General features: G+C 63.9%; 11 protein-coding genes. 7 read left to right on the plus strand and 4 right to left on the minus strand.

Translation table 11 applies throughout. The features are described from left to right. Window positions 1-63: 63 nt before the first annotated feature. Genes Q8O35_RS10910 through Q8O35_RS10920 form a run of 3 tightly spaced genes read right to left on the minus strand, consistent with a single transcriptional unit; the run spans window position 64 to window position 5,041 of the window. A complete protein-coding gene (locus Q8O35_RS10910) occupies window positions 64-1,254 on the minus strand; it encodes a glycosyl transferase family 2 (protein WP_305573173.1) in 1,191 nt (396 codons plus the stop codon). Next, complete coding sequence (locus Q8O35_RS10915) at window positions 1,251-2,360, minus strand: glycosyltransferase family 4 protein (protein WP_305573175.1); 1,110 nt, start codon at window positions 2,358-2,360, stop codon at window positions 1,251-1,253. Before Q8O35_RS10915 ends, Q8O35_RS10910 begins: the two co-directional genes overlap by 4 nt. Continuing rightward, window positions 2,357-5,041: a PEP/pyruvate-binding domain-containing protein gene (locus tag Q8O35_RS10920; RefSeq protein WP_305573177.1), complete on the minus strand. Its 2,685-nt coding sequence runs from the start codon at window positions 5,039-5,041 to the stop codon at window positions 2,357-2,359. The genes Q8O35_RS10915 and Q8O35_RS10920 overlap by 4 nt, the downstream gene beginning before the upstream one ends. A 222-nt stretch (window positions 5,042-5,263) precedes the next feature. Between Q8O35_RS10920 and Q8O35_RS10925 the strand changes: the two genes are divergently transcribed. From Q8O35_RS10925 to lipA, 7 genes are read left to right on the plus strand one after another with little or no spacing between them, the layout of a single operon-like run. Continuing rightward, entirely contained in the window at window positions 5,264-6,925 is a 1,662-nt protein-coding gene (locus tag Q8O35_RS10925) for a PAS domain-containing sensor histidine kinase (protein WP_305573179.1), read from the plus strand. Window positions 6,926-6,951: 26 nt separating this feature from the next. Continuing rightward, complete coding sequence (locus Q8O35_RS10930) at window positions 6,952-7,347, plus strand: response regulator (protein ID WP_305573182.1); 396 nt, start codon at window positions 6,952-6,954, stop codon at window positions 7,345-7,347. Further along, window positions 7,322-8,305, plus strand: coding sequence for a sensor histidine kinase (locus tag Q8O35_RS10935; protein ID WP_305573184.1), 984 nt, complete (start codon window positions 7,322-7,324; stop codon window positions 8,303-8,305). Before Q8O35_RS10930 ends, Q8O35_RS10935 begins: the two co-directional genes overlap by 26 nt. A gap of 9 nt (window positions 8,306-8,314) precedes the next feature. Further along, on the plus strand, window positions 8,315-9,877 hold the full coding sequence (locus Q8O35_RS10940) for an ASKHA domain-containing protein (RefSeq protein WP_305573186.1): 1,563 nt from the start codon (window positions 8,315-8,317) through the stop codon (window positions 9,875-9,877). After that, the gene (locus Q8O35_RS10945; protein WP_305573188.1) at window positions 9,867-11,546 is read left to right on the plus strand and encodes a small ribosomal subunit Rsm22 family protein; all 1,680 of its coding nucleotides are present in this window, start codon (window positions 9,867-9,869) and stop codon (window positions 11,544-11,546) included. The genes Q8O35_RS10940 and Q8O35_RS10945 overlap by 11 nt, the downstream gene beginning before the upstream one ends. A gap of 11 nt (window positions 11,547-11,557) precedes the next feature. After that, complete coding sequence (gene lipB / locus Q8O35_RS10950; protein ID WP_305573190.1) at window positions 11,558-12,223, plus strand: lipoyl(octanoyl) transferase LipB; 666 nt, start codon at window positions 11,558-11,560, stop codon at window positions 12,221-12,223. Beyond that, complete coding sequence (lipA, locus tag Q8O35_RS10955; RefSeq protein ID WP_305573192.1) at window positions 12,153-13,031, plus strand: lipoyl synthase; 879 nt, start codon at window positions 12,153-12,155, stop codon at window positions 13,029-13,031. The genes lipB and lipA overlap by 71 nt, the downstream gene beginning before the upstream one ends. Window positions 13,032-13,086: 55 nt before the next feature. On the opposite strand, the gene Q8O35_RS10960 is transcribed toward lipA, so the two are convergent. Beyond that, window positions 13,087-13,617, minus strand: coding sequence for a hypothetical protein (locus Q8O35_RS10960; RefSeq protein ID WP_305573194.1), 531 nt, complete (start codon window positions 13,615-13,617; stop codon window positions 13,087-13,089). Between the last annotated feature and the right edge of the window lie 79 nt (window positions 13,618-13,696).

A 13,696-nucleotide genomic window follows, 5' to 3' on the forward strand; every position in this document is an offset into this window, starting at 1 on the left:
TTTTCAGTCTAGACCGTTCGGGCCGTGGAATCAAGGGGATTAGGCCTGGACCAACAGCCTGCTTCAGGCAATATCAGGCGGCAACTGAAGCCCGCGCGGCAACAAGGCTCGGCCGGGCGAAAGAAGATCGCGCGGCAGGCTCGGATACTCCTCACTCAAGGCATGGCGCACATTACCTGCTCCAGCTGCGTCAAAACCAGCCAGCTTGCGGCGCAGTTCGTCATCGTCCTTGCGCAGGCGGCTCAAGTGCTCGATCTCCATATCCAGAGCCAGGGCCTGGGGGCCGACAAGCCCCGTAAGCCGTTCATGCACAGAATTGACGAAGCGTAAGTTAGAAGTCCGGCGGAACAGCCGCAACTGGATGTCCGGCCAAAGCCCAAAGCCGACCAGCGCCTTGCCTGGCGCGGGATACGGCGTGACGCGGGGGAAATGCCAGCCCGCGATCAATGGATCAGCGCAGAGCAGCGACAATGCCGCCCAGGCCTCTTCCGAAAATCGCTCGTCGGCGTCAAGGTACAGCACCCAATCGCCAGAGCAGGCGGCCAGCATTGCGTTGCGCTGGGCAGAGAAATCCCGCTCCAGGGGCCGAGCGGCCTGCCAAACCAGGAAGCGCTCGGGCACGGCGATTCGTGGCAAGGCATCCGCATCCCATATGAGCACAAGCTCGTGCAGCCAATCCGGCATCTGGGCAAAGAAGCCCTGCAGATCCGGCTCTGCTGGCGATAGAATCGCAGCAACGGAAAGCCTGGGCGCGGGCACAGCCGTTGGCGGCGGCAGAAATTTAGACCGCGTGAGCAAAAGCTCCAGAGCCTTGAGCCGGGCCTTTGCCGCAGGCGGCAGCTCCGGGTTCGGCAAAACGAAGGTGTCAGCCAGGGCCAACCCTGCGCGGTCCAGCAGCAGCAAAAGCGCCCAGGGCGAGGCATCCAGGGCCAGCAGCGCAGGACCCTCCCGCCGCCACCAGCCAAGCCGCCCGGAGCCCCGAAGCGCACGCGCCAAAGGAAGATCCTGGTCGCACACCACGAGGGTTCCACCGGGCAGGGCGCCCGCCAGAATCTCGGCCACGGCCCCGGAGCCAAGCCCCAGCAACACCAGCCGGGCCTTGCCGGATCGCTCAAAGGCCGCCGCGCAGCGCCCGGCAAGGCGTTCCGCAACATCTGGCGCAGGGGGCGCAGGGGGCGGCGCAACCTCCGCGCCCTTGAAGTCAAAAGCCAGCACCTCAGCAGCGTAGTCGAAAAGCAGATTCACGACCGTCACTGCGCAATCCCCTTTCGTTGCAGCAAGTCCAGATACATCTCCGCCAGCTGCGCGGCCACGTTCTGGGCCCGAAAAAGATGCGCAGCCTTGCGGCGGCCTGCCAAACCCAAGGCGCTGGACTCCTGCTGGTGCTCCATGAGCCAGCGCACGGCTTGAGCGTATTCTTCCGCCGTTTGAGCCACAAACCCGGTGACGCCATGCTCCACCAGCTCCAGCTGGGCATTGTCGCGCTCGCCTTCGCTTGGGTGCGTCACCACAGGCAGGCCGCAGGCCATGGCCTCGGCTATGACCAGCCCGAAACTCTCGCCAGTATCGTTGGCGTGGGCCAAAACCGTCAGCCCGCCATAGAACTCCGCCAACTCCGCGTCCGTAGACAGGGGCGGCAAGAACTCGACGCAGGCCTGCAAGCCCTGTTCTCGCACAAAGGCCTCAGCCTCAGGGATGCCGCCGACAATGCGACAGCGAAAATCCGGCACGCCGCGCGCAAGCAGGGGCAGGATGTCCAGGGCCAGCCGGGACCACTTGCCAGGGTCGGCGCGGGAGATGCGGCCCAGGGTCGGGCCCTGCGCGCACGGGCCCCCAGGCAGCGCGGCGGCGAAATAATCCGTGTCCACGGGGTTGTACAGCACGCCATAGTGCGGCCACTCTGACGTAATGCCCGTGTGCCGGGCGAAGCGTTCAGCGCAGAAGCGCGAGACGAACAGGTGCGTGTCGATGACCGCAGCAGACGGTGATGGATCGTGCCTGCCGAAGACGTTGGTTTCCACCACGACAACGGGGTTCTTCGCGGCGTAGTCACGCACGGGGCGCAGAAAATCCGGCTCGGACCAGCCTGCCCGGTGCAGGTGAAGAACGTGGGGGCGGAAGGCTTGCAGGGCCTTGGAAAGATCCATGCCGATGAAAGTGGCGCTGCCGCCGGAGCGGATCTGGGCGGCGCGAGGACCGTCCACCGGACTATGAACTGCGGTTTCAAAGCGTTGCGAGTCCAGGTGGCGCACAAAAAGCTGGGCCACCTTCTCCGTTCCGCCAAGCCCGAGAGACTTGAGGACGTGGAGCACGCGGATGCGGCCTGCCTGGGCCGCAGGTGCGCCAGCCCCCTGGCTCACTGTGCGCCTCCTGGGGCTGCAGGCGGCGCCAGGAACGGCGTGGCCAGCATGCCCTCGATGTCCGCCAACAGCCGTTGGCGCAAGGCGTCGGCTGCGCCGCGGTCGGCAATGGCCATATCCAGCTGGCGCGTGTGAACCAGCAGATAGCCAAGGATGCGCAGCCTATCCAGGATGAAGTCGTGGCGGCGGCTTTCGGCCTTGGCGAAAAGATTGTCGCCGCGCAGCTTGGTCTGAAAATCATAGCGCTCCAGGATCTCGCCGATGAGCTCGGCGCGCAGCACCCGGCGGCTCTCGTCCGCCGCGCCGCCGCTGAACTTGAACCCAGCATAGCTGTCGAAGTCGCCATCGGTGAGCATGGACTCGATGGTGGTGAAATGGAAGCCGAAGCGCGAGTTGAGGCAGGCGTAACGTTTGGAGATCATGAACACGTTGCGCTCATTGAACCCCCCGGCAGCGCCTTCGGCCAGCTCCGGGTTCATGGTGGCCTGAAGGAAGATGTTCATCATGCCTGCCTTGCTGGCGGGCGGCGGCCCGGCCCAGGGCACAGCCACTATGCCCGCCCAGATAGCCAGCATGGGCGGGCTCACGATGTCCCCCAAGTCCACAAAACGCTCCGGCACCTGGCGCGAGAACCCGTCGTCCAGATTCACCACCCACCACTGCATGGGCACCTTGCACACCAGCTGTTTGCTGGCCTGGCTGACCAGCCCGCTCTTGGAGCCGAAATTAAACATGTCTCGCACGCTCATCTCATGGGCGTAGCGGGTGATGTCGTGATAGGTGGCGCAGGCCTCGGGCTTGAAATCCGGTGCCTCCGGGTCGGTAAGGTTCAGCGGCAGGATGAGCCGCGTCACCTCGCGCAGGCTCTCGAAGACCGGGCTGCCCGCCATGACTGGAGCGGGAGCATCGTTCTGGGACAACAACAGCTCCACCCGGCCCGCATAAATGCGTCTGCCCAGGGCGTCCACGGTGACGGTTTCGCCCTCCTGAAAGCGCGTGGATGCGCTCTCCACGTCGAACAGCGCAGGCACGCCGAACTCCCGCGCCACGTTGGCCAAGTGTCCGGTGATGCCGCCCTGCTCCGTCACCAGGGCCGAGGCTCTGGAAAGAAGCGAAGCCCAGCGCGGCAAGGCCATGGGCGCAACAAGCACGCCGCCGTCGGGGAAGCGCAGGGCGTCGATCTCCTTCCGGGCCACGAACACAGGCCCTGCGCCCGCGCCTGCGCAGGCAGTGGTGCCGCCAGCGAAAAGCTCCTGCGCCCCTGCAATGGCGCGGCCCGCCGGAGCGGCATCCGCCGCGGGGGACACCTGCTGCAGCGGACGGCATTGTAACAAAAACACCTGGCCCGCCTGGTCAACAGCCCATTCGATATCTTGGGGGCCGCCGTAGGCTTCCTCCAGAAGTTCGGCCAGACCGGCCAGCTCCAAGGCCTGAACATCAGTGAGCGAAGGCGCTTCGGCCTGACCAGGATCCAATGCCTCGCGGCGAAGACCCTCTCCAAGGTCGGGGACAGTGCGCTCAAATTTGTGTTTTATGCTGCTCTCCCGCAGGGCAAAAGCATCGCTTTGGGACCCGGGCACGCGGTCCACGATGAAAAGATCCGTGGGCGTCGTGCCGTCCACAACAGCCGTTGGCAGGCCCCACACGGAATTGATGAACACCGAGGTGTCGCGGGCGTCCAGTGGATTGCGCGAGTACATGACTCCGCCGGCCCGCGCATCCACCAGCTCCATGCACCCCACGCACATGGCAACATCCTCGTCGCGGATGCCGCGATTCAGACGGTAGGTGATCGCGTGCAGGGTGTGCTTGCTGGCCACGATTTCCTTGTAGGCGTCCAGCAGGTTTTCCGGCGACACGTTGAGCAGGCTCTTGAACTGTCCGGCAAAGGTGGTCCCCGCCGCGTCCTCGCCCAGTGCGCTGCTGCGCAAAGACACGCGCACCACCGGACTGGAGGACTCTTCGCAGAGCCGCGCATAGGCCGCCTTGATGGCCTCGGCCAGAGCATCGGGCACGCTGGCCGCCATGATGCGCTGCTGGATCTCCGAAGACACGCGGTAGCGCGAGGCGATGGCCTCGGAGGCATCAGCCCCGCCGGAGTCCTCGGGCAGGCTTTGCAGCCGGGCGTTGATTTCAGCCTGGAGGTCGCCAGCGGCCATGAAGGCTTCGTAGCCTGCGGCGGTAATGACGAAGCCTGCGGGCACAGGCAGGTGCAGGGAGGTTCGCATATCCGCAAGATTGGCCATCTTGCTGCCGGTCAAGTCGGCTGCGTGGCGGTCGATTTCCGAGAAATGCAGCACCAGCGGCGCGCCCTGGTGCGCAGCGCGACGGTCCAGAATTTCGTCAATCCCCGCCTGAATGGCGGCGAGGCGGGAAAAAAGAGCCTCGTAGCGGCCAGGTTCAAGCTCGGACAAGGCCCGCACCAGTTTGAACACGTTGACGCCGATGGCGGTGGCGCTTGCGCGCACAAAACTCATGCCGAAGATGGCCTTGCCCTTAAGCGCCTCTTCAAGGTCGCTCATGATCTCCAGCGCCTTGTTGTTGGCCTCAAGCAGGCGCATGAAGGCCTGCGAGCGCACGGCAAACAAGGCGCGCAGCTCTTCATCGCTGGGCGCAGGAGCTCCAGCGCCGCCGGCAAGGGCCTGCATGATCCGGCTGAAGAAACCTGGTCGATTGGCCATGGCTGATCATTCGCAGAAAAATCCAGCGGAGACAAGCGCCTTGGCCCTTCTCCGTCCAAAGACTGCACCAAGCTTTCTACAAACCGCTTCCTTCAACAATCCCCCTGAAACCCCTTGCATATCCCCGTAGCGGAGAGTAATGTTCAATGCTGGCCGGGGGCTCCGCCATGCGCCTTGTCGTTTTCCGCATCCAGCCAACACAACTGCACAAGGGTGAGCCGCATGATTGAAAGCTCGGGGTACACGAAGCTGCGCATAAAGATGATCCTGACCACCCTCGGATTTTCTCTCATTCCGCTTTTGATCCTCGGATACACCATCTACCGCCAATTCGAAGCCGCCCACACAGGCAAGGTCATTCAGCACCTGAGCCACCTGACCGAGAACAAACGCCGCACCATCGACCTTTTTCTGAACGAACGCCTCTCGCAGCTCATGGCCATCGCATACACGCACCAGGTGGAATACTTCCTTGAAGGCAGCACGCTGGAAAGCGTGTTCACCCTCATGCAGGCGCGCAGCAAATACTACATCGACCTCGGCATCATCGACCAGAACGGCAACCATGTCGCTTACACTGGCCCCTACCAGGCAATCCGCACCGCCAACTACAAAGAAGAAGAATGGTTCAGCCAGGTGCAGGCCAAGGGTTTCTACATCAGCGACGTCTTCCTGGGACGCCGCAACTACCCCCACTTCATCATCGCCGTAAGCCGCCGCGACGGGGACAAGACCTGGATACTGCGCGCCACCATCGACTCGGACATCTTTGACTCACTCGTGCAGAGCGACCAGCTGGGCGCCAACGGCGACGCCTTCCTGCTCAACGCCGATAACGTGCTGCAATCCAAGCCCCGGTTCGGGCCAAAACTTTTGGCGCGCATGGATTTGGGCGCCTTTGCGCGCTTCACCGGCGTGCGCACGGAAACCATCGCCGTGGACGGCAAGCCCTTCCTGGTGGGCCTGGCTTGGCTTGAGAACAAAAACTGGCTCCTGGCCATCCGCGATGATCCCTCTGAAGAAATGATGCCTCTGGCCCACACGCGCTCCCTGATGTGGATCATCCTTGCAGGAGGCTTCCTGCTCATAGCGGGCGGAACCATTCTCACCAGCAACACCATTCTGGCCCAGCTGGTGCGATCCGAACGCGAAAAAGCCATGCTCAACGCCAGCCTCACCCAGTCGAGCAAGATGGCCTCCCTTGGCAAGATGGCGGCGGGAGTGGCCCATGAGATCAACAATCCGCTGGCCATCATCAAAGAAAAAGCCGGCTGGATGCGCGACCTGCTTGAAGAAGAGGACGTCAAGGCCAGCCCAAACTATAAAGAGCTTGAGGACGCCATCGCCAAAATCGAGTACCACGTCACACGCGCCAAGGACGTGACGCACCGGCTGCTCGGCTTCGCCCGGCGTATGGACCCCATCCATGAAGACGTGAACATCAACGATGTCATCAACCAGACCATCACCTTCCTGCAGAATGAGGCCAGATACCGCGCCATCGAAATCCACACCGGCTTCCAGACGGACCTGCCCTTTGTGGCCAGCGACTCGGCCCAACTGCAGCAGGTGTTCCTGAACATCATCGACAACGCCATCGACGCCATTGGCAAGGACGGAAACATTCACATCCGCACCATGGCCGTGCACGACCCAAACGAAGTCATCATCACGATCAAAGACTCCGGCCCTGGCATTCCCAGGGAAAAACTGGACAAAATATTTGATCCCTTCTTCACCACCAAAAAGGTGGGCGAGGGCACCGGGCTCGGCCTGACCATAAGCTTCAGCATCATTCAAAAGCTGGGTGGCCAGATCAAGGTGGAGAGCGAGGAAGGCCAGGGAGCCACTTTCATCATCAGCCTGCCGCTGAACAAAGACTAGCCTGCTACAGGAACAAAGGATCGCCAATGGACATCAAAATCCTGCTGGTGGATGACGAGTTCGATTTCGTCGAGACCATGACCAAGCGCTTCCACATCCGCAAGATGCCCGTCACCTCCGCTGCAAGCGGGATGGAAGCCCTGAAGCTCATTGACGAGCAGGACTTCGACGTGGTCATTCTGGATGTGCGCATGCCGGGCATGGACGGACTTGAGGTGCTGCGGCAAATCCGCGCCAAGCGCCCCCTTACCGAGGTCATCATGCTCACCGGCCACGCATCGCTTGATGCGGGAATGCAAGGCATGAGCCTAGGCGCTTACGACTACGTGCTCAAGCCGGCGGACTTCGACGAACTGCTGGACAAGGTGCGCCGGGCCGCCGAGCGCAAGGCACTCAATGTCAGCGCCCAGGCCAGAGGCTAACCACATCGGCGGCGCCCGGAAGCTGCTCTCCAAGGCCACCGGCGCGCGGGTGTGGAAAGAGCAGCGCCTGGTGCTTTGGCTGCATTTCCTGCTTCCGCCAGTGCTGGCCGCCCTGGTTGTGGCGGCCACCTTCGCCACCCCTCCCCTGGCCGCACTCCTGGCCGGGGCAGTACTCTTTCTTGCAGCCTGTTCCGCCCGCGGCCTCATGTCCAGGCTTTCACGCGCCGAAGAGGCCAAAAACCTGCTCACCGCCCAGCTCATCCAGTCCCAGAAACTGGCCGCCGTGGGCGAACTCTCCGCAGGCATCGCGCACGAAATCAACAACCCCATCGCCATCATCGCCCAAGAGACCGAATGGGCCGCGCACCTTTTGTCCGATGCGGAGAAGGCGAGCGGCGCCGACTTCGCCGAGGTGCGCGACTCCTTGCGCGAGATCCGCAGCCAGGTGGACCGATGCAAGAACATCACCCACAAGCTGCTGGACTTCGCCCGCAAGCGCGAGCCTGTGCTGCAGGAAGTGGATGTGGCTCGACTGGTGGACGACATGGCCCGGTTGGTGGACAAAGAGGCCTCCTACAAGAACGTCACCCTGACCCGAACCCTGCCGGAGAACCTGCCTCGCCTGCGCACCGACGCGCCCCTGCTGCGCCAAGTGGTGCTGAACCTCATGACTAACGCCCTGCACGCCGTGGACAAAGGCGGTCTCATTGAGGTCACCGCCCAGGTCGATGAAGAGTTCATGAACATCCACATCAAAGACAACGGGCACGGCATCGACCCGAAAGACATGGATAAGATTTTCAACCCATTCTTTACCACCAAGCCGCCTGGGCAAGGCACTGGCCTGGGCCTTTCCCTGTGCCACAACATGGTGAGCGGCATGGCTGGTCAGATCTGCGTGGAGAGCCAGTTGGGCAAGGGCACGACCTTCACCATCCGCCTGCCGCGCAAGGTCTAGGAGGCCTGTGTGATCCGCCTCGCCACCCACGACGGGCAGCACCTGACCCTGGCACCCGACGACCGCCTGACCCTGGCCCAAGCCATCTTTCTGGCTGGGCTTTGGGACGGAGTGCCCCTGTGCGCGGGCCTGGGCAAGTGCGGCCTGTGCCGCGTGCGCTACCTTTCCGACCCGCCACACCCTGCCAGCGACGAGACCCGCCGCCTGGGAGCCGAAGCCCTGGCCGAGGGGTGGCGGCTTTCTTGCCTGCACCCGGCCAAAGCCTGCGAGATCGAACTGCCAGAGGCCAAGCGCTCCGGCCACCCGCGTGAGAAAAACGCACTGGCCGCCGACGCCTCAGGCGAACTGACCCTCGCCGTGGACCTCGGCACCACCAGCATCCATTGGACGGCGCTTGCAAGCAAGACGCAGCTCTCCACCGGACAGGAGTTGAATCCGCAGATGGGCCTGGGCAGTGAGGTCATGTCGCGCCTTGGCTTCGCCGCCCGCCCCGGTGGAGAAGACATTCTGCAACGCTTGGCCCTGGATCGCCTGCGCGGGCTTGTTCGCAAGGCCGAGGCCGAGGCGGGCCGCCCTGTGTCGCGCCTGTGCGTGTCCGGCAACAGCGCCATGACGTATCTGCTGCTGGGCCTGCCCGTGGAGGGTCTGGCGCGTGCGCCCTACCGCTTGGACTACGCGGGCGGCGATGACCGCAGCATCGCGCCGGACCTGCCAGAGACGCGCATCCCGCCGCTCTTGTCGCCTTTTGTGGGCGCTGACTTGAGCGCGGGCCTCGCCGCCATCACCTTTTCCGCAGAACCGCCGCAGCACCCATTCCTCCTGGCCGACCTGGGCACCAACGGCGAGTTCGTGCTGGCCCTATCGCCTGGCGAGTATCTGCTGGCCAGCGTGCCAATGGGGCCTGCCCTTGAAGGGGTGGGCCTGCGCCATGGCCGAACCGCCGCGCCCGGAGCCGTGCGCGCCTTTGCGCTTACTCCTGCTGGGCTCAAGCCGGAGTATGTCGAACGACCGCCCCTGCCGGGCGAAGATGGCGGCATCACCGGCGTAGGGTACCTTTCCCTGGCGGCCGCGCTCCTCCGGGCCGGGGTGCTGGACGAGTCGGGCCGCTTCGTGGTACCCGCCACGCCCCTGGGGCAGCGGCTGGTCAAAGGACTGGCCTACTCCGACGGCGAGGCTGTGCTGGACCTGGGGAACGGCCTCAGCCTGCCCGCTTCGGACGTGGAGGAGCTGGTGAAGGTCAAGGCGGCCTTCAACCTCGCCCTGTCGCGGCTGTTGGCCGAATCCGGCCTGCCGGCCTCGGCCCTTGCCACCGTGTATCTGGCCGGGGCCATGGGCGAACATGTGGATGCCCGCGACCTGTCCACTCTTGGTTTTCTGCCCGAAGTGCTTGTCAGCCGCCTGATTCGGGCTGGAAACACCTCGCTCATAGGCGCGGGCCTTTTGTTGAACTCTTCCGAAGCCTGGGACTGGGTCCGTGCCCTTCCCGCCGGATGCCGCACCCTGGATCTGGCCACCGACCCCCGCTTCGGTTCCTTGTATGTTGAAAGGATGGTGCTGCGCCATGTCGCCTGAACAACTTTTCCAACGCGCCAGCCGGGAATTTTTGACCCAGCTTGCCGGCCTCCCCAAGCATCTTGACGCTGTCATGCCCATGCGCCGCCAGCATCGCCGCGAGCTGCCCGGAGACATCCGCAGGCTCTCGCACCTGCTCACCGACGAACGCGACGAACTGCGGCGCGACTACCTGTCAGACCCTGCGGCCCTGTCTGCATACATGCGCTATTTCCTACCCTGGAACATTTACCGCCTGGGCATTCTTTTCTCCGGCCTGGCCCTTGATCCAGGCGGTGACGATCCCAACGGCGCAGCCACAATCGTGGACCTGGGCACCGGGCCGCTCACTGCGCCGCTGGCCCTGTGGCTCAGCCGCCCGCGCCTGCGCAAGCGCCCCCTGACCTTCATCTGCGTGGACCGCGCGCCCAAGCCCATGCGCCTTGGCCTCGACCTGCTGAACAGCCTTGCCGCTGCTCAGGGAGGCCTCGCACCCTGGAAGGTCACCCTGGTGAAAGGCCCGATGGATGCCCGCCTGCGCGAAAAGGCCGACCTGCTCATCATGGCCAACGCCCTGAACGAGGTGCTGCAACGCGGCGAGGGCGAGTTGCTGGAAGCCGCCGACGCCCTGTCCTGGCACCTGTCCTCCATGCTCACGCCCACAGGCGCGGTCTGCATCGTGGAACCCGGCGTGCGGCCTTCCGCGCACCTCGTTGCCGCGTTGCGGCGCGGGTTCCTGCACCGCGGGCTGAAGCCCCTGGCTCCCTGCCCGCACACCGAGCCCTGCCCCATGAGCGGCAGGGGCTATACGGCCTGGTGCCATTTCAATTTCGACGCCGAGGCTGCGCCCGGCTGGCTCAAAAAGCTCTCGGACGAGGCCCGCCTGGCCAAGGACAACGTGAGCCTAAGCTTCCTGCATTTCTCGACCAGAGGTCGCAAACTCGAAGCTGGCGAAGGCAAAAGCCTTGTGCGCGCAGTATCCGGTCCCTTTGAGCTGCCCGCTGCCGACGGCATGGCCCCGCACCGCTTCGGGCAGTATGCGTGCTCTGACCGCGGCCTGACCCTGCTCAGCCTGCCCAGGAAGCACCTGGTGCCCCTGCCCGGCGCGCTGATCGAGGCCACTTGGCCCGAATACCCGGAAACGGACGCGAAATCGCACGCGCTGGTGCTGCCCATGGGCGGAGACCTGCTCATCCCGGCCATGTTGCCTGTCGCCGCGCCGCCCAAGGGACGCGCTCCCGGCAAGTCCGCCGCGCCCAGACCGGCCCAAGCCCCCAGGCCCATCGCTGGCAAGGGCAACGCACAGAAGCCAGGCTCGTCCGACAAAGAGGCAACGCCCAAGGCTGCACCGGCAAAATCCGCTCCGGCCATCACGGTCGACACCATCATCGCGGCAGAGGAGCCCAAGGCCCCGCGCAAGCCCAAGCTGCCCTCGGAGCGCCCAGCGGACCGACCCGGCGGCGATGCCAAGCCCCGGCGCAGGTCAGCTGGCAAAGTGGCTGGCAAAGCGGAAGGCAAGCCCGCGGCCAAGGCGGGAGACAAGGCCAAGTCCGCCGACAAGCCGCACGCCTCCCGGGCAGAGCGAAAGGCCTCAGGCTCCGCTTCCGGCAAGGCCGATGGAAAGCCCAAAGGTCAGAAGCCCGGCAAGCAGAAGGGCAAAGCGAAAGGCAAGCCCAAAGGCAAGGCCTAGGGCTTCCGACTGTGCGCATCGTCGATCTTGGACTCATCTCATACCGCGAGGCGGAGGCGCTCCAACTGGCGACCCTGGCCGAGGTGCAGCAAGGGGGCGAGGAAGCGCTCTACCTTCTGGAGCACCCCAAGGTTATCACTCTGGGCAGACAGGGCGGCGGCGAGAACCTGCACGTGGGCGAAGCGCACCTGAAGAGCCAGGGCATTGAGCTGGCGCAGACCCTGCGCGGCGGCAACATAACCTGCCACTTCCCCGGCCAGCTGGTTGCCTACCCAATCTTCCGCGTGGAGAAGCGCCCCGGCGGCATCCGCCAGTTCTTCTTCGACATGGAGGAGGTGGTCATCCGCACCAACGCCGCCTTCGGCGTCGCTTCCGCGCGGCGCGAAGGCTTCCCCGGCGTGTGGACCGGCGGCGTGGAGGGCATGCGCAAGCTCTGCTCCATGGGCATCGGCGTCAAGCGCTTCATCACCTACCACGGCCTTGCCCTGAACGTCGGCCCGGACGTGAGCCTCTTTGACCTCATCACACTGTGCGGCATCGGCGGCGCCCAGGCCACCTCCATGAGCGCGGAGGCCGGACGCGTCATCGACATAAAGGAAGTGAAGGATGTCCTCGCCAGAGAATTCCGCGCCCGCTTTGCGCATTCCCCCCTGGCTGCGGGTCAAGCTGCCCAGTAGCAAGGGCTACGCCTGCACCAGCGCGCTCCTGAGCGACCTGGACCTGAACACCGTGTGCCAGAGCGCGCGCTGCCCCAACAAGTGGGAATGCTTTTCGCGCAGCGTGGCCACGTTCCTGATTCTCGGGCGCGAGTGCACGCGCAACTGCGCCTTCTGCAACATCAATCCCGGCCTTCAGCTGCCGCCGGACGCCGACGAGCCTCGGCGCGTGGCCGAGGGCGCGGCGCGCCTTGGCCTCAAGCACATCGTGGTCACGTCCGTCACGCGCGATGACCTGCCCGACGGCGGGGCCGCGCACTTCGGACAGACCATCCGCCTCGTGAAGGAGCGCCTGCCAGGCTGCACTGTTGAAGTGCTCATCCCGGACTTCCAGGGCGATGCGGATGCCCTAGAGACCGTGCTGGCCGCCGGGCCGGACGTGCTGAACCACAACGTGGAGACCGTGCCGCGCCTGTATGCCAGCATCCGGCCCCAGGCGGACTACGCCCAGAGCCTGGAGCTGCTGCGGCGCGTGGCCGCGCATGGCAGCGGCATTCCGGCCAAGAGCGGGCTGATGGTGGGCCTGGGCGAAACGGACGAGGAGCTGCGCGCGGTGATCCGCGACATGCACGGCGTTGGCTGCGGCATGATTACCATCGGGCAGTACATGCGGCCCTCGCGCAATCATCCGCCTGTGCAGCGCTACATGCCGCCGGAGGAGTTCGACACCCTGGCAGCGTATGGCCGCTCCATCGGGGTGGCGAAAATGTTCTGCGCGCCGCTTGTGCGCAGCAGCTACCACGCTGCGGAGCTTGCTGGCGCGGAGTGAATATGAAACTTCACACAACACTGCGCTGCGAACAATTGCAGCAGCAAGTGTACGGTCAATATCGCGACACATTCCGATATTTCAATACCCCACCACAGTTGTTCAGGGAATTACCAGAACGATAGCAGTCAACAAGAGTGCGATATTCATCAGGGGTAGTAGGGCCAAAAAACGAGAGATCCTCTTTAGCAGAACAATGCCCCTCATGGTCGGCACTTCCGGTTATTGCTTTTAAGAATAAAAACTCAATGGATTGCCGCCCAGTTCTCACAGCCATAGTCGGAATCAAGACTATCGGTTCCCGCCAGTCCTCTTGATCACGTAGAGATCCAATACCTGACACGGAAAAGTTCATAACACGAGCGCATTCTTCCCAACATCGCACGCCTATCGGACTGCCTGCCATTGAAGAAGAGATCCTGTTAACGTTCTGAAGCAATGCCGCATCACACGCTTTAGAACCGCCGCCGGCCAACAAATAACAGAGGTCATGCAACTTACAGGCGAAATCAATATCGTCTTTCTCCTTTCTTTCAATTAACGAATAGTATTCATCGCACTGACCTGCCCCCAAAAGTTGTACCACTTATTGTGTTAGTCCATGTTCCCCTCTTGGCGCAAGAGGTGGCCCCCAGGGGGAGCACCCTGGCCCGAGGGGCAGGGTG

The organism is Humidesulfovibrio sp. (assembly GCF_030689645.1).
In the GTDB taxonomy this organism is placed as follows: Bacteria; Desulfobacterota; Desulfovibrionia; order Desulfovibrionales; family Desulfovibrionaceae; genus Humidesulfovibrio.